Genomic DNA, 21,422 nt, shown 5'->3' with positions numbered 1-21,422 from the left:
TATCATGGCCCTGCTCGATCCCCCTACCCCCCCTATTGGAACCCGCCCCGATGGCGCGGGCAGCGTTCAGGTCCGGCTAGATCCCGCCGACCGGATCGGCTCCGCCAAGGTGTTCGCGATCTACGGCAAGGGCGGGATCGGCAAGTCGACGACCTCGTCCAACCTGTCCGCGGCGTTTTCGCTGCTTGGCAAACGCGTGCTGCAGATCGGCTGCGATCCTAAGCACGACAGCACTTTCACGCTGACCAAGAAGCTCATGCCGACGGTGATCGACGTGCTCGAGACCGTCGAGTTCCACGCCGAGGAACTCAGGCCCGAGGATTACATGTTCGAAGGGTATAATGGCGTGATGTGCGTCGAGGCGGGGGGGCCGCCCGCGGGCACCGGATGCGGCGGCTATGTCGTCGGCCAGACCGTCAAACTGCTGAAACAGCACCATCTGCTCGAGGAAACCGATGTCGTGCTGTTCGACGTGCTCGGCGATGTCGTGTGCGGCGGATTCGCCGCCCCGTTGCAGCATGCCGAGCGCGCGGTGGTGGTCGCGTCGAACGATTTCGACAGCATCTTCGCGATGAACCGCATCGCCGCCGCGATCCAGGCCAAGGCGAAGAATTACGAGGTACGGATGGCAGGCGTCATCGCCAACCGGTCCGCCGCGACCGACGAGATCGACCGCTACAATGCCGCGACCGGCCTGAAGCGTCTCGCGCATTTCCCCGATCTTGATGCGATCCGGCGCAGCCGCCTCAAGAAATGCACGCTGTTCGAAATGGAGCAGACGCCCGAGGTCGCGGCCGTGTGCGACGAATATAAGCGCCTCGCCGCGTTGCTGTGGTCGGGCTGTGACGCGCTCGATGCCCGGCCGATGAAGGATCGCGACATCTTCGAATTTCTGGGGTTCGAATGATGGCCAGCCTGGTTCCCCCCACCGCCCTGAGCACCGGCTATGCCGCGCGCCGTAACCGGCTCGAAACCTATTTCGACCGCACCGCGTCGGCGACCTGGGCGCGGCTGACGTCCGACGCCCCGGTCAGCGGCATTCGCGCGACGGTTCGCGCCGGGCGCAACCGGATGCGCGACACGCTGCTGTCGTGGCTGCCCGCGGACATGACCGGGCTGCGGCTGCTTGACGCGGGCTGCGGCACGGGCGCGCTGGCGGTCGAGGCGGCGCGGCGTGGCGCTTCGGTGGTCGCGATCGATCTCGCCGCCAGCCTCGTCAATGTCGCGCGCGACCGGTCGCCGGCCGGGCTGGCGATCGACTGGCGCGTCGGCGACATGCGCGATCCTGCGCTCGGCATGTTCGATCATGTCGTCGCGATGGATTCGCTGATCCATTACCGCAGCACCGACATCGTCGAGCTGGTAGAGACGCTGACCCGACGCACGCGCGGTTCGATGCTGTTCACCTTCGCGCCGTCGACCCGGCCGCTGGTCGTCATGCACGCGATCGGGACGCTCTTTCCCCGCGCCGACCGCGCGCCGGCGATCGAGCCGGTCCGCGAACGCGCCCTGCGCGGACAGCTGCACGCGAGCGTCGGCCATGCGCGGATCGGCCGCGACGCGCGCGTCGCCAGCGGCTTCTACACCAGCCATGCGCTGGAGATGGTCGCCGCATGAACCGGCTGGTCGCCTTGAAGACCGGCGCGTTCTGGGCGCGGCTCGGGACCCGGTTTCTGCCGTTCGCGGACGCGGCGACCGACGACCTGCCGCTCGGCCGCCTGTTGCGGCTGTCGCTGTTCCAGCTCTCGGTCGGGATGACCGCGGTGCTGCTGACGGGCACGCTCAACCGCGTCATGATCGTCGAGCTGGGCATGCCGACCAGCCTCGTCGCAGCAATGGTCTCGCTGCCCTTGCTGCTCGCGCCGCTGCGTGCGCTGATCGGGTTCCGGTCGGATCACCATGCCTCGCTGCTCGGATGGAAGCGCGTGCCCTATCTGTGGTTCGGAACGATGCTTCAGTTCGGCGGCCTGGCGATCCTGCCCTTTGCGCTGCTGGTCATGACCGGCGGCGGCACGGGCCCTGCAATCTTCGGACAGATCGGCGCGGCGCTCGGCTTTCTGATGGTCGGCGCGGGGATGCACACCACGCAGACCGCGGGGCTGGCGCTCGCGGCCGACCTCGCCCCTGACGATGCGCGTCCGCGGGTCGTCGCGCTGCTCTACGTCATGCTGGTCCTCGGCATGATGGTCAGCGCGATCGTGATCGGCCGGCTGCTCGCCGATTTCACGCCGACCAAACTGGTGCAGCTGATCCAGGGGGCGGCGGTGCTGACCGTAGGCCTCAATCTCGTCGCGATGTGGAAACAGGAAGCGCGGGGGCCTCGCTCGGTCGTGCCCCGGCCCGCCCGCCCGCACTTCGGCGCGATCTGGGCGGTCTTCATCGCCCGCCCGCGCACGCTGCGGCTGCTCGTCGCGGTCGGTCTGGGCGCCGCGGCGTTCAGCATGCAGGACGTGCTGCTCGAACCCTATGGCGGGCAGGTGCTCGGCATGACGGTCGGCGCGACCACTGCGCTGACCGCGCTCTGGGCGCTCGGCATGCTGGGTGGGTTCGCGCTCGCCGCCAGACGGCTTGGCGAGGGCGACGATCCACACCAGCTGGCGGGCTTTGGCGGCGTTCTCGGCGTGACCGCGTTCCTGTGCGTGATCTTCGCTGGCGCGCTGTCGTCGGTCGCGATGCTCGGCACCGGTGCGGCGCTGATCGGCTTTAGCGGCGGGCTGTTCTCGGTGGGCACGCTCACTGCGGCGATGGCGATCGCCGACGCGGGACCGCTCGACGGACGCACCGGGCTCGCGCTGGGTGCCTGGGGTGCGGTGCAGGCGACCAGCGCCGGCGTCGCGATCGCAATCGGCGCGGTCCTGCGCGACCTCGTCTCGGCGGCGGCAATGGCGGGGGCGTACGGCCCGACGCTCGCCACCCCCGTCACCGGCTATGCCGCGGTCTACGGCGTCGAAATTCTCCTGTTGCTCGGCACGCTCGTCGCACTCGGCCCGCTCGTGCGCGGCCGTGGCGCGATCGTCACCGCGGTCGGCGACCGGCCGGTGCCGCGTTTCGGTCTCAGCGAATTTCCGGTCTGAAGGGACGATCATGAACCCGCATCTGACATCCGGCATCGACGTCGCGCTTCTGGTCCTGTGGGCGTTCGCGCTGTTCTTCCTCGTGCTCGTCTTCTACCTGCGCCGCGAGGACCGACGCGAGGGCTATCCGCTTGAGGACGAGCTGACCGGCCGGCTCGATACGGTCGGCGGACCGCTGCATACCGCCTCGACCAAGTCGTTCCTCCTGCCGTTCGGGCGCGGCCGCGTCACCGCGCCGACCCAGGGGCGCGAGCCCGTCGACATCGCAGCCAGGCGCACCGACCGGTTCGCGGGTGCGCCCTATGCGCCGACCGGCAATCCGCTCGTCGACGGCATCGGCCCCGCCGCCTGGGCCGAGCGCGCCCGGCATCCCGATCTCGACATGGAGGGACATCCGCGGATCGTCCCGCTCAGCGTGGCGTCGGACTATGCGGTCGCGGTCGGCGATCCGGACCTGCTCGGCTGGCCGATGCTGGGCGCGGATGGCGAGGTCGCCGGGACGATCGACGATCTGTGGATCGACCGCGCCGACCGGCTGATCCGCTACATGCAGGTGTCGGTCGGCGACCGCGCGGTGCTCGCGCCGATGATGATGGCCAAGGTCGATCGCCACCGCCGCCGCGTCGTCATCGACGCGCTGCTTGCCAGCCAGTTCGCCGACGTGCCGCCGATCGAGGCCGCCGACCGGATCACGCTGTACGAGGAGGAGCGCGTCCAGGCCTATTTCGGCGGCGGCTATCTCTACGCCACGCCCGCACGTCAGGAGCCGCTGCTGTGACCGAGCACGACGTCGAACCGATCCCGGGCCTTCCCGGGGTTCCCCCGCCGGGTGAGCGGATCCTGTGGCAGGGATCACCCGACTGGCGGGTGCTCGCGCGCACCGCCTTCCACACCCGGCTGGTCGCGGCCTATTTCGCGGCGCTGACGCTGTGGGCGCTGGCGGAGGCCGGACGGCACGGGATCGACGGTCCGCGGGACCTTGTGGGAGCCGCGATGACCGCGATCGTCGGGCTGCTGGGCGTCACGCTGCTGCACCTGCTCGCGTGGGGCGCGGCGCGGACGACGCTCTACACGTTGACCACCCGCCGCGTGGTGCTGCGGATCGGGATGGCGCTGCCCAAATGCATCAACCTGCCGCTGGCGCTGATCGGCGCGGTCGATCTGGCGGAGCGCGCCGACGGGACGGGCGACATGCCGCTGACAGTCACCGGCCGCTACAAGCTCGGCTATCTCGCCTTGTGGCCGCACGCCCGGCCCTGGCGGATCGTCACGCCGCGGCCGATGCTCCGCGCGGTGTCCGATGCCGCGACCGTCGCCGCGCTGATCGCCCGAACCTGCCTGACGGTGCATCCGACAGGGCAGTTGGCGGCTGCCGACACGATCGAGCACGCGCCGGAGCAGCAGGCGGCAGCCCAGCCGGTGCCGGCGGGCGGCGTCTTCGCCAGGGTGCAGGCGGCATGAGCGGCGCGCGCGCCCATCCGGACCTGGTCCCGCGCACCACGCTCATCGGTGCCGGCGCACTGGTCGCCTTCGCACTGGCCGCGACCAGCATCGTTCGCCTCGCCGGCATCGCCCCGGCGGCCTCGCCCGTGCTGCTGCGGGAACAGGCGCACATCGCCCCCGTCGCGTCGCGCGACCTGCGTTTTATCGACCGCGCCGATGGTTCGGTCGTGATCGGCAATGCGCGCGGCGGGACCGTGACGGTGATCGCGGCGGGGCAGAAGACGGGCTTCGTCCGCGGCGTGATGCGCGGGCTGGCGCGGGACCGGCGCGCGCGCGGGATCGGCGACCGCCCCCCCTTCACGCTGACGCTCTGGCGGGACGGCGAATTGTCGCTGACCGACACCGCAACGGGCCGGACGATCGAACTCAGCGCATTCGGCCCGACCAACCGCGCGACCTTTGCCGCGCTGCTGCCCGCACAGGCGCCCGGGACATGACTCTGCTGCGGTCCACCCGCTTCGACACGCCCTGCCGCGTCGAGATCGAGCATAGCGACGCGTTCCTCTGCGCGCATGTCGTGCTGGCGGGCGATGTCGCGATCGGGCCCGGCGACAGGGTGCGCGTGCACGGCGCACCGATCCGGGTCGGTTTCGGCGAGCGCTGCGTGGTCGATCGGATCGCGACGGTCGAACGCGCGGGTCTGGCCGGGCGGCTCTGGACACAGTTCGCCGGCCATTTCGCGATGAGGGAATTATACGAGGTCAGCTTTTCGGATCGGACGATAGCATGAACAGGATCACCGCCCTTTCCCCCGCACCGCGCGACATCGAAGCAGGACCCCTCCCTTCACGGGCCCGGTCACCCGATACCACCCTGCCCGATACACTCGCGATCGCCCGCGCCGACACCGTCCTGTCGCCCCGCTTCTACACCACCGATTTCGCGGCGATGGACCGGATCGACGTGTCGGCAGTGCGCGGCGAATGGGATGCGCTGATCGGCGAAATGGCGAGCGACCCCAACCGCCTGCATTTCAAGCGTACCGCCGCATTCGATGGCGTGATCGAAAGCCTGCCCGACGGGCTGCGCGAAGAATTCACCGACTTCCTCGTCAGTTCGCTGACGGCCGAGTTTTCCGGCTGCATCCTCTATGCCGAGATCGCCAAGCGCGTGACCAACCCCGACATCAAGCAGCTGTTCCGGCTGATGAGCCGCGACGAAAGCCGCCATGCCGGCTTCATCAACGACACGCTCAAGGATGCAGGCATCGGCGTCGATCTCGGCTTTCTCACGCGGACGAAGAAATACACGTATTTCCGGCCGAAATTCATCTTCTACGCGACCTATCTCAGCGAGAAGATCGGCTATTCGCGCTACATCACCATCTACCGGCACCTCGCCCAGCATCCCGAGCTGCGCTTCCACCCGATCTTCGACTGGTTCGAACGCTGGTGCAATGACGAGTTCCGCCACGGCGATGCCTTTGCGATCCTGATGCGCACCGACCCGAAGCTGCTGCGCGGCGTCAACCAGTGGTGGATCCGCTTCTTCCTCGTTGCGGTCTATGCGACGATGTACGTGCGCGATCACAACCGGCCCGCCTTTCACACGGCGCTGGGGATCGACCCGACCGATTATGACATGCGCGTCTTCGCGATCTGTTCGGCGATCACGCGGCAGGTGTTCCCGGTCGTGCTCGACACCGACAGTCCGCGCTTCCGCGGCGGGCTGGAGCGGATGCGGCGGATCGCGGGCGCGATCGACGCGGCCAGAGCGCGCGGCGGGGTGATCGGGGGGATCCAGCGCCTTGGCCTGACCGCCGCCGCCGCCGTCAGCTTCGCCTGGTTGTATCTCACACCGGTCAAGCGCAACACCGCGCCCGCGACGGTGCGGCTGGTCCCGGCGTGGTGAGCATTCCCCCGCTGCTTTTCGCGCTTCTGATGTGGTTTATCGGGACCGCCGCGGTGGTCTGGCTCGACAGCCGCCCTGCGGCGACGTTCCGCACCAGCCTCACGATCGCCGGGCTGGTCGCGATCGCCGCGGTCGCGCTGGTCGGGTCGATCGCCGACGATGCGAGCGCCGGCGCCGCCTATACCGGGTTCGCGGCGGCCATCCTGATCTGGGGGTGGCACGAGATGAGCTTCCTCATGGGGGCGGTCGCGGGTCCGCGTCGGACCGAATGTCCACCCGACGCGACCGGCTGGCGACGCTTCCGCGCCGCGACCGCCACCGTGATCCATCACGAGCTCGCGATCGCCGCGACCGCTATCCTGCTGTTCGCGGTCAGCTGGGGCGGGTCGAACCAGGCCGCGCCGCTCACCTTCCTGCTGCTGTTCGTGTTGCGGCTGTCCGCCAAGTTCAACCTGTATCTGGGCGTGCCCAATCTCAGCGACGAGGTGTTCCCCGCGCATCTGGCCTATCTCAAGAGCTATTTTCGCAAGCGCCGGCTGAATCCGTTATTCCCGGCCTCGATCCTGGCAAGCGGCGGGACCGCGGGCTGGGCCTGGACCGTCGCGGAGGGAGCCCCCGCCGGCAGCGGTGCTGCAGCCGCGGCGACGCTGCTCGCGGGGCTGGCGGTTCTCGGGCTCGTCGAGCATCTGTTTCTGGTCCTGCCGATGCGCGATGCGCGCCTGTGGCGCTGGGCCGTTTCATCCACACGAGCGGCACAGGCCGCCATCACCGAAGGACGGGGGAGATCGCATGGACTATGAGGCATTTTTCGAAGGCGAGCTCGCGACGCTACGTGACGACGGTAATTACCGGGTCTTTGCAGAACTGGAGCGCACCGCCGGCGCCTTTCCCGCGGCCGAACAGGTCATCTGTCGGACCCGGCGACCCGTGACGGTCTGGTGCTCGAACGACTATCTCGGCATGGGCCAGCATCCCGCGGTGCTCGAGGCGATGCATGCGACGATCGACCGGTGCGGCGCGGGTGCGGGCGGCACGCGCAACATCTCGGGGACGACGCACAGCCATGTGCTGCTCGAGGCCGAACTGGCCGATCTCCACGCCAAGGAGGCGGCGTTGCTCTTCACCTCGGGCTATGTCTCGAACTGGGCTGCGCTGGGCACGCTCGGCGCGCGACTGCCCGGCTGTGTCATCCTGTCCGACGCGCTCAACCATGCGTCGATGATCGAGGGCATTCGCCACAGCCGTGCCGACGTGCAGATCTTCGCGCACAACGACCCCGCGGATCTCGATCGCCGGCTGGCCGCGATCGATCCGTCGCGGCCCAAGATCGTCGCGTTTGAAAGCGTCTATTCGATGGACGGCGACATCGCGCCGATCGCCGAACTGCTCGACGTCTGTGAGGCGCATGGCGCACTGTCTTATCTCGACGAAGTCCACGGCGTCGGCCTCTATGGTCCGCGCGGCGGCGGGGTTGCCGAGCGCGAGGAGCTGATGGACCGCGTCACGGTGATCGAGGGCACGCTCGGCAAGGCCTTTGGGGTGATGGGTGGCTATATCGCGGCCTCGGCGGCGCTGTGCGATTTCGTCCGCAGCTTTGCGAGTGGCTTCATCTTCACGACCGCCCTCCCCCCCGCGCTCGCCGCGGGAGCGACCGCCAGCATCCGTCACCTGAAGGTGAGCCAGGTCGAACGCGCGCGGCACCGCGATCGCGTCGTGACCGTGCGCCGCCGGCTCGATGCGGCCGGGATTCCTACGCTCGACAATCCAAGCCACATCATCCCGGTGATCGTCGGCGATGCGCACAAGTGCAAACGGATTAGCGACTGGCTGCTCGAACATCATGGCATCTACGTCCAGCCAATCAATTATCCGACCGTCCCCGTCGGCACGGAACGGCTCAGGCTGACGCCGTCGCCGGTGCATAGCGATGCGGATATCGACACGCTGGTAACCGCGCTCAGCGAGATCTGGTCGCAATGCGCGCTGGCGCGGCGGGCGATGGCGGCCTGACCGGTTGCCGTCGGCGCAAAAAAGGCGCCGACGGCTCGGGAAAGTCGCCGCCGGTGCCGGCGGACGTCACGCCGCCAGATGTTTGTGCATCCGCCAGCGCCCCAGTGCGACAAGCGCGATCACCACGGGCACCGCCGCCGCCGTGGCGACGTCATGATGAACGCCCGGAACGGCCGTCAGCAGATAGCCGATGAGCGACACCAGATAATAGCTGATCGCGACGATGGAGAGCCCTTCGACCGTCTGTTGCAGCCGCAGCTGCACCGTCGCGCGACGGTCCATCGACAATAGGAGGTCGCGATTCTGCTTGCTGAGCGCAATGTCGATCCGCGTCCGCAGCAATTCGCTCGTCCAGGCCGCGCGCTGCGAAAGATCCTCGAGCCGGGCCGAGAACGAATTGCAGGTCCGGACCGCGGGCACCAGCCTCCGCTCGGTAAAATCGGCCAGCGTCTGGTATCCGCGCACCCCACCGATCCGCAGACTGGCGAGACGATCGGTGCTCAACTGCGCATAGGCGCGCGTCGCGCTCATCCGATAGCGCGTTTCGGCGACCAGCCGGGCGAGCCGCGCGGACAGGAAGGTCAGTTCGTCGAGCAGGCGATCGTCCTGCGACGTCGGTTCGGAGACCGCCTGCGTCAGATTCGCAAGCCGCGCTTCGAGGTCCGAGACGCTCGGTGTCAGCCGCTGCGCCAGCGGCAGACCGAGCAGCGCCATGTTCCGGTAGTTGCCGAGCTCCTGGAGGCGCATGACGAGCTGCGCCGGTTCGTCACGCTCGAGTCCGCGGTCGAGCACCAGCAACCGGCCATAACCGTCGGGATTGAGCCGGAAATCCGACACGATCCGCGCTGCGCCGTCCGCGACATCGCACAGGATCGTCGCTTCCGACGCGAACCAGCGTTCGAGATCGTCGGCTGTCGGATCACCCGCCTCACGCGGCACCAGCGCGATCTGAGTCGCTCGGATGATCGCGCCAGGCAGGTCCTTGAATATGGCCGACAGCGCGGGCTCGAACGGGCCGGGATCGAACGGGCTGGGATCGAACGGGCTGGGATCGAACAGCGACGGCGCATATCGCGACGGCGTGCCGGCGGCTGCCCCAGCCTCGACCTCGACCTCGACCTCGACCTCGGCCTCGGCCGCACCGCCGCGCAACAGCGTATAGGTCGCGAATTCCGTATGCCGCTCCCACACCAGCGTCACCGGCCCCAGGCCCAGCACGCCATATTTCCCCGCCACGGGGACGATCTCGCGGCCCTGCTCGGCCAGCGTCGTGATATGCGCGCGTGCCGCGTCCGCCGCCGCCTCCTCGATCACGGTCACGATCTGCACCAGCCGGCACGGCGCGGCAAAGCGCGGCAGTCGGCGAAGATGCATCTCCTCGGCCAGCGCGGCGCGCAACGGGTGATTGTGCATCGTCAGGCCCGCCCGGCCGATAGCGGTGCGATCCGCGCCCCCGGCGGCGCGGATCGCATCACTTTGCGTCCGTCATCGCCGCCGGCCGGGCAAAGGCGGCCGGCACCACGACGCCGGCGCCCGGTCCCCCCTCGGGCGCCGCGCGTGCGATCAACGCGCCCCTCAGGATCGGCGCCTGGTCGATCATGCTTACCCCGCCCAGCGGCTTGTTGATGCCCTGGTGACAGGTGGTGCAGTTGACCTTGTAGGGATCGCCATGCGGCCCCTTGCGATTGGCAGGGAAGATCGGTTGCAGCGGTGTGATGTAGGTCTGGTTGATGTCGCGGACCATGCGGATGCCGTAATAGGCGGTGCCCCGCTGCGCGCTGCTGAGGTTCCAGGAGCGGAAGGACTGGCTGTTGTGGCAATAGGTGCAATTCACCCCCAGCGCGCCGCTGACATGCATCATCAGCCCATAGGATTTCTCTGCCGCCTTGATCGAGACGATGTGGTTGGCGTTCGGGAACGCACTGCTGCTGGCGACCCGGATCTGCGCCCGTCCGCCAAGATATTCGGCAAACGGATCATAGGGCAGCGACGCATAGCCGACATTCGGATTCGGCGCGTTCTGGCCGTGGCGGTTGCCCAGCACCTTGCCCGGCTCTGGCGTCCCTTCGGCGATCGCCCATTTATACTCGGGCACCGCATTGCCGCGATGGCAGGTGTAACAGGTGACCCCGGTCTGCTTGACATGGCTTGCCCAGCGTCCGTTGATCGCCTGCGTCATCTGCAGCATCCGGCGCGCGACGATCTTGGTGTATTTCTCGTCCGACGCCATGTTTTCCGGGTTGTGGCAATAATTGCATCCCTGCTCGGGCGGCGCGACCCACTGGGTCATCTCGGCCATCAGATGATCGAACCGTTCGCGGCCCAGTCCGGCGAGCACCTTCACATTCTCGTAGCTCTCCCCCGCCGTGGGACCGCCGTCGGGCGGCAACGGATAGGGCGGCTCGGGTATCGCACTGGCCGCCGCGATCAGCTTGGGGTTGATGATCTGGTTCAGTCCGGCGCCGCGATACCCCGTCTGCGTCGCCTTTTTGGCGCCGATCTCGCAACCCGCGAGCAGGACGAGCGCCACACCGAGCATCATCGTCTTGGTGGACAATTCCGTCATCGTACACCTCCCGGAAGCAAGGCGGGATCGACGACGCCTGTGTCCGGATAGCCCGGCGCATAGCCGTGCAGCACCGCCCAGAGATACCAGTTGTCGACCACGGTTCCGGTCAGCAGGATCCCGATCGCGCCCGTCAGCGGCGTGAGCACCGCGAACCACCACGCCCAGCGATGGATAGACTCGGCAGTCGCGTTGAATCCCATCGTCCAGCGCCAGAACAGCGCGCCGCGTTCGAACGCGGTGCCGCGGTCGGTAATCTGCTCGATCTCGCGTTCGCCACCATAGCGCCCGATCGCCAGCACCGTCGCGCCGTGCATCGCAAACAGCATCGTCGAGCCGTAGAGGAACGCGATCGAGAGGCAGTGGAACGGATTGTAGAACAGATTGCCGTAGCGGATCGAAAAGGCGGCGGTCCAGTCGAGATGCGGGAAGATACCGAACGGCACCGCCTCCGCCCAGCTGCCCATCAGCAGCGGCCGGATGAAGCCGAGCGTCAGGATCAGCAGGATCCCCGCCGCAAACGCCCAGGCGACATGCGTCCCCATGCCGAGCGCCCGCGCTCGTATGTACGTCCGCACGAACCACAGGATCAGCGACGCGCTCATGAAGAAGCCTGCCATCTGCCACCAGCCGCCTTCGGCAAGCGGCATCAGCAGCTTGAACCCCCATTGCGGGCCGGGCGGCTCGAGCGCGAGCCAGGGAAGCTGGCGCGCGAACTGGACCGGATCCCAGTTGACGCTGGCAGCCATGTTCAGCCCGATGATCTCGAACGACAGAAACGCGCAGATCAGCGACGCGAGGCCCAGCCGGCCGAGATAGATCGGACCGATCTGGGCGGCACCGAGCTTGCCCATCCAGTAGTTATAGCTGCCCGTGCCGACCCGCGGAAAGCTGCCCGAGGGGAGCCGCGGTCCCGCCTCGAGCGGACCGCGCAACTGCACCTGGGTGAACATGTTCTGATAGCGCACCATCGCCATACCCCCTTCAGGACCAGATCGGCAGGTTGAGCCACCACGTCCACCATTCGGGCCAGCCGCGCGTCCAGAGCGGCCCAGAGATGATGATGCAGATCGCGCTCCAGAACCCCGCCGACAATGCGAGGAACAGGCCCAGCCGGTGGATGCCGAGCGTTCCGATCGAGTAGCCGATCGTGTCGCGGAAGAACGCGTCCTCATATTCCGGCGACTTCACCGGTTCGCCCTCCGCCGGGTTGACCGCGGACAACACCAGCGCGCCGTGGAACGCCAGCGCCCCCCCGGTCGTGAAGAAGAAGCTCACCGCGAGCATGTGCGCGGGATTGTAGTGGAAGTGGAGATATTGGTAGCCGGTGTTCGACACCCAATCGAGATGGCTGAAGATCCCGTACGGAAAGCCGAAGCCCCATGCGCCGAGCAGCCACGGTCGGACGACGACCAGCGAGACATAGGCGAAGATCGCGAAGCCATAGGCAAAGGGCACGTGATAGCCCATGCCGAGCTTATTGCAGATCTCGACCTCGCGCAGCGCCCAGGACACGAACGCCACGATCGCGCAGATCGTGATGACCTGCCAGAACCCGCCCTCGCGCAACGGCGCCAGCCCCAGGCCATAGGCGATGTCGGGCGGCGCGATGCTGATCAGCCAGGGATTCCAGCTGGGCCCGAGCGAGGCGGCGTAGAAGATCAGCAACGTGCCGAGCAGCGCGGAGATCGCGGTCGTGACGCCGAAGAAGCCGACATAAAAGGGCCCGACCCAGAAGTCGAACAGGTCGCCGCCAATCAGCGTCCCGCCGCGCACCCGATATTTTCGCTCGAAGCTCAACAGCGCCATGGCACGTCTCCGTTTCCCCGTTTCGTCACGGCATCCCGTCATGCCGTCCCATCACCCCGTGCCGATCGGCCCGTGTCGGGACTGCGGTGTACCCGGGGGTATGGGAGGACGGGTTCGGTCTGCCCCCGTCCTCCGCAACCGCCGATCGTCGCATCAACTGCCCGCGGGCGCGGTGACGGCGGGCGCTTTGTGCGGGCCATCGAGCCAGTTGAAGCGATCGGTGCTGAGCAGGATGAAGTGGATCAGCAACGCGAGCACCAGCAGGAACGTGAACAAAGCGACGAGCGAACGCCGCGGATCGAAGATCAGCCAGATTCTCCACATGACGTGGTTCCTCTCATTGGTTTGAGATTACAGCGGGTGGCTCAAAGCCAGGCGCGCCAGTTCCACACCAAGAAATGCGCGATGACCGCCACGACGGTGAAGATCAGGAAGCTGACGATGAACAGCTTGTGAAATTCCTTGGCCTCTTCGGGCGTAAGGTAGGTGCCAAGCCCCATCCTTTCGTCCTTGTCTCTTAGGTCGCTCATGATGACGTCTCCGTTGTTCCCGAGGAGAAGGGGAGCGTGAATCGCGCTCCCTGGATCCAGGCGGACCGGATGCCCGCGAGGAAGGGGTCGCCCGCATCGGCGCCGGTCGGGCCGAACGGGAAAGGCAGTGCAGGGGTCATCGCCCGCGGCTTTCGGTGATCGCATGCACGAGACGGTCCGTGCTGATCGACGCTTCGCCCGCGCGGCGCGCCCCGCGTTCGGCCGCGTCGCGGATGCGCTTGGCGGCAGAGATCCGCACCAGCACCGGCTCGCGCTCGATCACCGCGTCGAGCGCGGCCTTGGCATCGTCGTCCCAGGCGACGTCGCGGTCGATCCGTGCCGGCGTCGCCTCGACCTGGTCGAGCTGTCCGGCGAGCGGCAGGATGTTGAACAGCGCGTCGAACAGCGCATTGCACACCTCCTGGATCAGATAGGTCGCGCCGGCATAGCCCATGAACGGCGTACCGGTGTGGCGGCGGATCACCGCGCCGGGGAAGCTCGCCGGGATGTAGACACCCCGCGCGCCGGCCTCGGCCATGTACATCCGCTCGTTGAAGCTGCCGAAGACGATCAGCGGCGGGTTGCTCCGGATCGCATCGATCACCGCCTGATTGTCGGGCTTGACCCCCGCCGACCGGCCGAACGAGAAATGGCAGGGCAAACCCATGTCGGTTTCGAGGAAGTTGCGAATACCTCGCGCGTAGGTTTCGGTCGCGACGATGCCGAAGCTCGCGGTCCCGAAGAAATCCTGCGTGACCGAGCGCCAGAGATCCCAGAGCGGCTTGATCGTTGTGTGCTTCTCACGCGCAATAAACGGCTCGGGGTCGAGCCAGAGCAGGTCGCCGAGCGTGCGGAGGAACAGCGTCGTGCTCTCCAGCCCGATCGGCGCCTGCAAATAGGGCCGTTCGAGTGCCTCGCACAGGCCGCGCCCGAATTCGCGGTACAGGCAGACATTGACCTGCGCGTCGGCGAGCTTGCGGACATCGGCGAGATGGCTGCCGAGCGGGAAGACCATGCCGACCGTGGCGCCGATCCCCTCGATCAGACGGCGGATCTCGGCGAGATCGGAGGGCATGTTGAAGCTGCCGTACATCGGGCCGATCAGGTTGACCCTGGGACGCTCGCCGTCTTTGAGCGGACGCGGCGCGGGCACTTTCTTCGGGCCGAACTGGGTCCACAGCCAGGTGAGAGCGCGATCGCCCGACTGCCACTGATCCTCGTCGATCGTGCGCGGCAGGAACCGCTGGATGTTGGTGCCCTCGGGCGTGACGCCGCCGCCGATCATCTCGGCGATCGACCCCGTCACGACGACCGCAGGCAGGTCCGGATCGAGCGTCGCCCAGGCGCGCTTCATCGCACCTTCGGTGCCGTCGCGGCCTAGTTCCTGTTCGCCAAGGCCCGTGACCACGATCGGCAGCTCGTGCGGCGGCAGCGCGTCGGTATAATGGAGGACCGAGGTGACCGGGAGATTCTCGCACCCGACCGGCCCGTCGATGATCACCTGCAATCCCTTGATCGCGGTGAAGGCGTAGACCGCGCCCCAATAGCCGCCCGCGCGGTCATGATCGAGGATGAGCGTCATACCCCGACGCTTTCTTCGGCCTTCGCCGCAGCGATGCGTTTGGCGGCGTATTTCGCCTTGAACTCGGGCCGATCGACCGGCGTGTCTTCCCACACACCCGCGGTCGCGCCGGTGCCGACACCGTCGAAGAACGCCGTCATCCGGTCGAACCGCGCCTGGTTGGCGAGCGCTGCGTTGACGACCAGCGCAAGGCTCCCCGCCCCCGCCGGCCCCATCAGCGGGCGCGCCGAAATGAGGTTGGTGAAGTAGAGCGCGGGGATCGCCTTCTGCTTGGCATGCTGCACGACAGGCGTGGTACCGATCGCGAGATCGGGGCCGAACGCGTCGACCGCGGCCAGGTCCTGTTCGAGGCTCGCGCGATACTGGACCTGCACGCCGCGGCTCACCAGCCAGTCGCGATCGGGTTCGGACCAGGGCGTGCGTGGGCAGGCGGTGCCGACATAGGGCACGTCCGCACCGCTCTCGATCAGCAGCCGCGCGACGAGCAGTTCGGAGCCTTCATAGCCCGATACGGTGATCCGCCCCTTGATCGGCCGTGCCGCCAAGGCGCCTCGGATCGCCGGGAGGACGCGGTTCTTCGCCGCATCAACCGTGTCCTGCGCGATCCCGCACGCCGCACCGATCGCGTCGAGCCACGCTGCGGTCCCGTCCGCGCCAACCGGCGCCGAGCCGACGACCGTCCGCCCCGCCGCTTCGAATTCGCGCACGCTGGCCGTGTAGAACGGATGGATCGCCGCCACCACGGCGCAGTCGAGCGCCGCATAGAGCTCGCGCCATTCGCGCGTCGGGACGACCGGGCCGGCCGCAAGCCCCAGTGGTTCGAGCAACAGCCCGATTCCTGGCGGGTCAGCCGGGAACATCTCGCCCAGGAGAGTCACGCTCGGCCGGTCCGGTCGTTGCTTGGGCGCGGCGACGGGGCCCTGCTCGGCCTCCCTGCGCGCATAGGCAAGCATCGCGCCCGCCAGTACGTCCTTCGCCTCGGCATGTGTCGGCACGCCGAACCCGGGGACGTCGATCCCGATGATCCGCACGCCGTTGATCTGGTCGGGGAGCAGTTGCAGCGGCACGCCCGACGCGGTCGGCACGCAGAGATTGGTCACGATGATCGTGTCGTACAGAGCGGGATCGGCGAGCTGGTGGACCGCGTCGCGGATGTCTTCGAACAATTTGCCCGTCACCAGCGTCTCGGACGAGAAGGGCACGTAGCCGACGCTGCGTTTCGCGCCATAGAAATGCGATGTGAAGGTTAGGCCGTAGACGCAGCACGCAGAGCCCGACAGCACCGTCGCGGTGCGGCGCATCCGAAGCCCCACGCGAAGCGATCCGAACGCCGGGCACATGGACTGCGGCTGGTCATGCGGGCCTTTGGGATAGTCGGCGTCGTAGCGGGCTAGGATATCGGATTTTCCGGCGAGCTCTGCGGCTTCGCGGAGGGTGCCAGTATTGGCGCAACCACTCCCCTCACTTTCAGGAGTGGCGGGTGAACCGCGCGCCGCGCGGTTCAGATCAGGCTGGGAGCCTGATCGACCCGCCACTGGGCTGGGGGTGGGGACGCTTAAAATTACGTCCCGCACTCGGTCGGGCACGACCCCACCCCCAACCCCTTCCCTAAAGGGGAGGGGCTTGAGAAGATCGTGGCCCTCAGACGGCATCGTACACGACCTCGAGCGTCGGCTTCGCCACATAGGCGACCCCGCGCATGTCCGCCTGGCTCGCAGGCTTCAGCGCATAGCCCGCACCCGTCACGTCCGCCGAGAACAGCCCGAGCAGCCCGTCCTGATCGAGCGGCGTCGGCCGGAGCGGCGGCGCTTCTGCGACATTGACCGCGAGTTCCTCGAACAGGCTCGCCCATTGCCCACCGGGCTTGCCGATGATCTGGTAGTTCGCGCTCTTTCTGCGGATATCCTCGTTCGCGGGGATCGCGGTGAGCACCGGGATGCCGACCGCGGCGGCGAACGCCTGCGCCTCGCCCGTGCCGTCGTCCTTGTTGAGGATCATCCCCGCGACGCCGACATTGCCGCCCATCTTGCGGAAATATTCGACCGCCTTGCAGACGTTGTTCGCGACATACAGCGATTGCAGGTCGTTCGACGCGACGACGATCACCTTCTGGCACATGTCGCGCGCAATCGGCAGGCCGAACCCGCCGCACACCACGTCACCGAGGAAATCGAGCAGGACATAGTCGAAGCCCCATTCGTGAAACCCCAGTTTCTCGAGCGTCTCGAACCCGTGGATGATCCCGCGCCCGCCGCAACCGCGCCCGACCTCGGGCCCGCCCAGTTCCATCGCGAACACGCCGTCGCGCTGGAAGCAGACGTCCTCGATCCCGATTTCCTCGCCCGCGAGCTTCTTGCGCGAGCTGGTCTCGATGATCGTCGGAGTCGACTTGCCGCCGAACAACAGCGACGTGGTGTCGCTCTTGGGGTCGCAGCCGATCAGCAGCACGCGCTTGCCCTGCTGCGCCATCATGTAGCTGAGGTTGGCGAGCGCGAACGACTTGCCGCTGCCGCCCTTGCCGTAGATCGCGATGATCTGCGTCTCCTTGGTGACCGGGCCGGTCGGGACCGGATCCGGCTCCTGTTCGGCTTCACGCCGCAGTGGCCCGGGATCGAACATGCTCATAGCGCTCTCCAGTCGAGGACCATCTTGACGCAATCGGGGTCGGTGAAGGCCTGCGGATAGGCGTCCATCGCCTCGCCCGCGGGGCGGGTGTGGCTGATGAGGCCATCGAGCTCGAGCAGCCCGGTCTCGATCAGCGCGAGCGTCGCTGTGATGTCCGCGGGGCTGAACTCGGCCGCGACACGCATCCGCGCCTCGCGCAGGAACGCCGGCGGGAAGGCAAAGGACAGCCGGTCGTAGAATCCGGCCAGCACCACCTCGCCGCCCTTGCCGAGCCGCGCGAATGCCAGGTCGAGGATATCGGCCGTCCCGCTCGCGTCACAGATCGTGCGATAGTCGGAGCGATCGTCGTCGGCCGGGTCGATCACGCGGTACCCGCATCCCAATCGACGAGCCGGCTGGACCTCCCACACCGTCGGCGCGCCCGCCCCCGAGGCGACCGCGATCCGCGCGATCAGCTGCCCCAATATGCCATGTCCGACGATCAGGTCGGGCGCGCCGCCGACCGCGATCGCGTGATGCGCGGTGGCGGCGAGCGCGAGCAGCACGCCATTGCGCCCGAGCGCCGCGTCGATCGGCACCGCGCGCGCACCGGGCAGGATGACGTGCCGGGCCGCCCCCCCGAACAGGCCGCGCGCCTGACGATAGCAATTGGCGCCGGGGACGAAGACATATTCGCCGATCCGCGCGCGCGCCTCGATGCCGGCATCGACGATCCGTCCGACCGATTCATACCCCGGGACCAGCGGATAGCCCATGCCGGGAAACGCGGGCATCCGACCGCTCCACAGCAGCCTTTCGGTGCCGGTGCTGATCCCGCTCCAGTCGATCTCGACGCACAGATCGGCATCGCCCATCGGGGTGAGCGACAGCGTGCGGAGCGCAAGCCTTTCCGGCGCTTCCAGTATGACCGCCAGTGCGTCCATGCGTCCGTTGCCCACCGCGCCGTCCTCCATCAGAACATCGTCGTAATCTGCTCTAGACGTCTTACTATGTCAACCAGGTTGGACACTCTGGCGTGTTGCCGTGATCACGCAGGTGATGAGCGGCAGTGCGGTGCGCCGGGTACGGACCTTGCCGAAGCCCACCACGAGCAGCATTGCGCGGATCTCCGCGACAGTTCGCGGCCGCCCGGTGCCCATGGCGAGCAAATAGAAGCCGAAATACGCATCGCCGGATCGCTCCGCGCCCGGGGTCCGGGCCATCGGTTCGGTGATCAACAGCGTGCCGCCGGGGGGCAGCGCGGAATGGATGCGACGCAGCAACGTCAGCGCCGCCGCGTCGTCATGGTCGTGCAGGACACGCACCAGCGTGATCAGATCATAGCCCTCGGGCAGCGGATCTGCGAGGAAATCGCCCCCGTGCAGCGTCGCGCGCGTCCCCAACCCCGCCGAGTCGAACCGACCGCGCGCGCGCTCGCTCACCGCGGGCAGGTCGAACAGCCCGAGACCGAGCGTCGCGAACCGGGTCCCGAGCGCGCAGAGAAACGCCCCCTCGCCGCCGCCGACGTCGAGCACGCGGCGATGTCGGTCGAACCGATAGGCCGCGAGTGTCTGGCCTGCGACCATCGGTTGCGACGCCGCCATCAGCGCCGAATAGGCCGAGACGGCGGCGGCATCGCCCTGCCCCGCCGACTCGGCATAATGCCAGTGATCCGACACCGCGCCGCCCCCGCCCCCGCGGCGCAGCAGCGCGACGGGATCGGCCAGATCGGCATAGAGCAGACGGTGATGCGCGATCATCGCGGTGATGCCGGGATTGCCGAGCAACGCCGCACCGTCGCTGCCAAGCGCCCAGTCCGCCCCGCACGGCTCGACAAGCCGTAGCGCCGCTGCACCGCGCAGCAGTCGCTCGGCGCCCGCCAGCGGCAGGTCGAGCTGCGCCGCGATCGTCCCCACGTCCGCCGGACCACGTGCCAGCAGCGCGAGCAACCCGGTTTCGACGCAGGCGGCAAGGATCTGCGAATAGGTGAACCCTGCGACCAGATCGAACAGCGCGCCCGCCCGGCGACGCGCGATCGGCCGGCTGAGCGGAAAGCGCTGCGCTGCCTGCTGGACGCGCGGATCGGCGAGCAGGCGGTTGCGGCAGTCCAGCCACCGCTCCCGCACACGGGCGAAAATATGATGATACGTTTTCATATGTCCATATTTATGGACAGGTGTTAGCATCGCGTCAATTGGAGGATGCCGGTGTCGGATGCGGGCGTGGTGGTGATCGGGGCGGGGGTCGGCGGGCTGGTCAGCGCCGCGCTGCTCGCCGCGCAAGGCCGCACCGTGACGGTCGTCGAGGCGCAACCCGGGCCGGGTGGCAAGCTGCGCACGATCGCGGTCGACGGCGACGCGATCGACGCGGGGCCGACGGTGTTCACGCTGCGATCGGTCATGGAGGATGTCTTCGCGGCGTGCGGCGACACGCTCGACCGGCACGTGACGATGCGCCCCGCCGCGCTGCTCGCCCGTCATGCCTGGGGGCCCGCCCGCCTCGACCTGTTCGCCGATCCCGCAGCGAGCGAGGACGCGATCGGCGCCTTCGCCGGCGCGGCCGATGCCCGCGGCTATCGCGCGTTCCGGGCCGAGGCAAAACGGCTGTTCACCGCGCTCGACCGGCCCTTTCTCCATGCCACACGCCCGGGGCCGCTGACGCTGGGCTGGCGGATGGGCCTGCGCGGCCTTGGCGATTATTGCACGCTGCGCCCCTATACGTCGCTGTGGCGCGCGCTTGGCGGCTATTTCGTCGACCCGCGACTGCGCCAGCTGTTCGCGCGCTATGCGACCTATTGCGGCGCGTCGCCGATGCAGTGCCCGGCGACGCTGATGCTGATCGCGCATGTCGAGGCGAGCGGGGTGTGGCTGATCGACGGCGGCATGCATCGGCTCGCGCTCGCGCTCGAGGCGCTTGGCCGACAGGGCGGCGTCCGCTTCCGGTATGGCGCGCCGGTCCGCGCAATCCTCGTGGAGCGCGGCCGCGCCGTCGGGATCATGCTCGAGGACGGCGAGCGCATCGCCGCGTCGGCGGTGATCTGCAACGCCGATCCCGCCGCGATCGCCGTCGGCCGGTTCGGCGCCGCGGTGAGTCACGCGGTCACCCCCGTCCCCGCCGCGCACCGATCGCTGAGCGCGATGGTGTGGACCGGACGCGCGCAGGCCGCGGGCTTTCCGCTCGCCCGCCACACCGTCTTCTTCTCGGACGACTATCCTGCCGAATTCGCCGCGCTGTCAGCGGGTCGCGCGGCGGCCCGGCCGAGCGTCTATGTCTGCGCGCAGGATCGCAGCGACAGCGGCGTCGACGACCGCCGCGACGCGTCCGCCCCTGCGCACACAGAACGCGTGCAGATCATCGTCAACGCGCCGCCCATCGGCGACGGCCCGGACACCACCCAGGAGGAGATCGCGACATGGACGAGGCGCATGCTGGACGGCGTTTCGCAGGCGGGACTTTCGCTCGATCTGGCGTCCTCGACCGTCGTGACGACGCCGAGCGGGTTCGAAGCCCTGTGTCCCTCGACGGGTGGAGCCCTTTATGGACGGGCCTCGCACGGGTGGGCGGCGTCCTTCCGCCGGCAGGGCAGCCGGACACGGATCCCTGGGCTTTATTGCGCGGGCGGGAGCACCCACCCCGGCGCGGGCGTCCCGATGGCGGCGCTTTCAGGCCAGCTAGCCGCCGACTGCCTGCTCAGGGACCACGCTTCGACGTTCGTGTCGATGCACAGGGCTATGCCTGGTGGTATGTCGACGCGACCAGCGCGGACGGCACCCATGGCCTCACCATCATCGCCTTCATCGGCAGCGTCTTCTCCCCCTATTACAAGCTCAGCGGCCGGACGAACCCCGAAAACCACTGTGCGATCAACGTCGCGTTGACCGGCCCGCGCGGCA

Annotated in this window: 22 protein-coding genes; 11 read left to right on the top strand and 11 right to left on the bottom strand. The window is 68.1% G+C overall.

Translation table 11 applies throughout. The features are described from left to right. The first annotated feature begins 4 nt into the window (after positions 1-4). Genes bchL through hemA form a run of 10 tightly spaced genes read left to right on the top strand, consistent with a single transcriptional unit; the run spans position 5 to position 8,438 of the window. Positions 5-907, top strand: a complete 903-nt coding sequence (bchL, locus tag EQZ23_RS00320) for a ferredoxin:protochlorophyllide reductase (ATP-dependent) iron-sulfur ATP-binding protein (RefSeq protein WP_128452521.1) — start codon at positions 5-7, stop codon at positions 905-907. Beyond that, complete coding sequence (gene bchM, locus EQZ23_RS00315; protein WP_128452520.1) at positions 907-1,617, top strand: magnesium protoporphyrin IX methyltransferase; 711 nt, start codon at positions 907-909, stop codon at positions 1,615-1,617. Before bchL ends, bchM begins: the two co-directional genes overlap by 1 nt. Continuing rightward, positions 1,614-3,074, top strand: a complete 1,461-nt coding sequence (locus EQZ23_RS00310; RefSeq protein WP_128452519.1) for a BCD family MFS transporter — start codon at positions 1,614-1,616, stop codon at positions 3,072-3,074. The genes bchM and EQZ23_RS00310 overlap by 4 nt, the downstream gene beginning before the upstream one ends. A gap of 10 nt (positions 3,075-3,084) precedes the next feature. Continuing rightward, the gene (puhA, locus tag EQZ23_RS00305; protein WP_128452518.1) at positions 3,085-3,852 is read left to right on the top strand and encodes a photosynthetic reaction center subunit H; all 768 of its coding nucleotides are present in this window, start codon (positions 3,085-3,087) and stop codon (positions 3,850-3,852) included. Next, the gene (gene puhB / locus EQZ23_RS00300; RefSeq protein WP_128452517.1) at positions 3,849-4,535 is read left to right on the top strand and encodes a photosynthetic complex putative assembly protein PuhB; all 687 of its coding nucleotides are present in this window, start codon (positions 3,849-3,851) and stop codon (positions 4,533-4,535) included. Before puhA ends, puhB begins: the two co-directional genes overlap by 4 nt. Then, on the top strand, positions 4,532-5,014 hold the full coding sequence (gene puhC, locus EQZ23_RS00295; RefSeq protein ID WP_128452516.1) for a photosynthetic complex assembly protein PuhC: 483 nt from the start codon (positions 4,532-4,534) through the stop codon (positions 5,012-5,014). Before puhB ends, puhC begins: the two co-directional genes overlap by 4 nt. Then, positions 5,011-5,307: a hypothetical protein gene (locus tag EQZ23_RS00290; RefSeq protein WP_128452515.1), complete on the top strand. Its 297-nt coding sequence runs from the start codon at positions 5,011-5,013 to the stop codon at positions 5,305-5,307. Before puhC ends, EQZ23_RS00290 begins: the two co-directional genes overlap by 4 nt. Next, complete coding sequence (gene acsF / locus EQZ23_RS00285; protein WP_128452514.1) at positions 5,304-6,428, top strand: magnesium-protoporphyrin IX monomethyl ester (oxidative) cyclase; 1,125 nt, start codon at positions 5,304-5,306, stop codon at positions 6,426-6,428. Before EQZ23_RS00290 ends, acsF begins: the two co-directional genes overlap by 4 nt. Next, on the top strand, positions 6,422-7,228 hold the full coding sequence (gene puhE, locus EQZ23_RS00280; protein ID WP_346427798.1) for a putative photosynthetic complex assembly protein PuhE: 807 nt from the start codon (positions 6,422-6,424) through the stop codon (positions 7,226-7,228). Before acsF ends, puhE begins: the two co-directional genes overlap by 7 nt. Further along, positions 7,218-8,438: a 5-aminolevulinate synthase gene (gene hemA / locus EQZ23_RS00275; RefSeq protein ID WP_128452512.1), complete on the top strand. Its 1,221-nt coding sequence runs from the start codon at positions 7,218-7,220 to the stop codon at positions 8,436-8,438. Before puhE ends, hemA begins: the two co-directional genes overlap by 11 nt. A gap of 66 nt (positions 8,439-8,504) precedes the next feature. Here hemA and EQZ23_RS00270 read toward each other — a convergent pair whose 3' ends face one another. The 11 genes from EQZ23_RS00270 to EQZ23_RS00220 all read right to left on the bottom strand — a co-directional run bounded on the left by EQZ23_RS00270 (position 8,505) and on the right by EQZ23_RS00220 (position 19,685). Then, positions 8,505-9,851 carry a DUF3422 domain-containing protein gene (locus EQZ23_RS00270; protein ID WP_128452511.1) on the bottom strand — a complete coding sequence of 449 codons (1,347 nt, stop codon included), beginning with the start codon at positions 9,849-9,851 and terminating at the stop codon, positions 8,505-8,507. A gap of 58 nt (positions 9,852-9,909) precedes the next feature. Beyond that, the gene (gene pufC, locus EQZ23_RS00265; protein ID WP_128452510.1) at positions 9,910-11,004 is read right to left on the bottom strand and encodes a photosynthetic reaction center cytochrome PufC; all 1,095 of its coding nucleotides are present in this window, start codon (positions 11,002-11,004) and stop codon (positions 9,910-9,912) included. Further along, on the bottom strand, positions 11,001-11,975 hold the full coding sequence (gene pufM, locus EQZ23_RS00260) for a photosynthetic reaction center subunit M (RefSeq protein ID WP_128452509.1): 975 nt from the start codon (positions 11,973-11,975) through the stop codon (positions 11,001-11,003). Before pufM ends, pufC begins: the two co-directional genes overlap by 4 nt. A gap of 13 nt (positions 11,976-11,988) precedes the next feature. Continuing rightward, positions 11,989-12,813, bottom strand: a complete 825-nt coding sequence (pufL, locus tag EQZ23_RS00255; protein ID WP_128452508.1) for a photosynthetic reaction center subunit L — start codon at positions 12,811-12,813, stop codon at positions 11,989-11,991. A 153-nt stretch (positions 12,814-12,966) separates the two neighbouring features. Beyond that, positions 12,967-13,137, bottom strand: coding sequence for a light-harvesting antenna LH1, alpha subunit (gene pufA / locus EQZ23_RS00250; RefSeq protein WP_081874173.1), 171 nt, complete (start codon positions 13,135-13,137; stop codon positions 12,967-12,969). 41 nt (positions 13,138-13,178) lie between these two features. After that, a complete protein-coding gene (gene pufB, locus EQZ23_RS00245) occupies positions 13,179-13,343 on the bottom strand; it encodes a light-harvesting antenna LH1, beta subunit (RefSeq protein WP_128452507.1) in 165 nt (54 codons plus the stop codon). 136 nt (positions 13,344-13,479) lie between these two features. After that, positions 13,480-14,925, bottom strand: a complete 1,446-nt coding sequence (gene bchZ, locus EQZ23_RS00240; RefSeq protein ID WP_128452506.1) for a chlorophyllide a reductase subunit Z — start codon at positions 14,923-14,925, stop codon at positions 13,480-13,482. Continuing rightward, on the bottom strand, positions 14,922-16,430 hold the full coding sequence (gene bchY / locus EQZ23_RS00235; RefSeq protein ID WP_206364165.1) for a chlorophyllide a reductase subunit Y: 1,509 nt from the start codon (positions 16,428-16,430) through the stop codon (positions 14,922-14,924). The genes bchZ and bchY overlap by 4 nt, the downstream gene beginning before the upstream one ends. 136 nt (positions 16,431-16,566) lie before the next feature. Continuing rightward, the gene (locus tag EQZ23_RS00230; protein WP_128452504.1) at positions 16,567-17,550 is read right to left on the bottom strand and encodes a chlorophyllide a reductase iron protein subunit X; all 984 of its coding nucleotides are present in this window, start codon (positions 17,548-17,550) and stop codon (positions 16,567-16,569) included. Next, positions 17,547-18,473: a chlorophyll synthesis pathway protein BchC gene (gene bchC, locus EQZ23_RS00225; protein WP_128453492.1), complete on the bottom strand. Its 927-nt coding sequence runs from the start codon at positions 18,471-18,473 to the stop codon at positions 17,547-17,549. Before bchC ends, EQZ23_RS00230 begins: the two co-directional genes overlap by 4 nt. Positions 18,474-18,542: 69 nt before the next feature. Further along, a complete protein-coding gene (locus EQZ23_RS00220) occupies positions 18,543-19,685 on the bottom strand; it encodes a methyltransferase (protein WP_128452503.1) in 1,143 nt (380 codons plus the stop codon). 51 nt (positions 19,686-19,736) lie between these two features. Here EQZ23_RS00220 and crtD point away from each other — a divergent pair, with 51 nt between their 5' ends. Continuing rightward, the gene (crtD, locus tag EQZ23_RS00215) at positions 19,737-21,407 is read left to right on the top strand and encodes a 1-hydroxycarotenoid 3,4-desaturase CrtD (protein ID WP_240663072.1); all 1,671 of its coding nucleotides are present in this window, start codon (positions 19,737-19,739) and stop codon (positions 21,405-21,407) included. Positions 21,408-21,422 lie beyond the last annotated feature (15 nt).

The organism is Sphingomonas sp. UV9 (genome assembly GCF_004101245.1).
GTDB lineage: Bacteria > Pseudomonadota > Alphaproteobacteria > Sphingomonadales > Sphingomonadaceae > Sphingomonas.
Note: the sequence above shows the minus strand (reverse complement) of the source record. Positions and strands in the feature narration are given on the sequence as shown.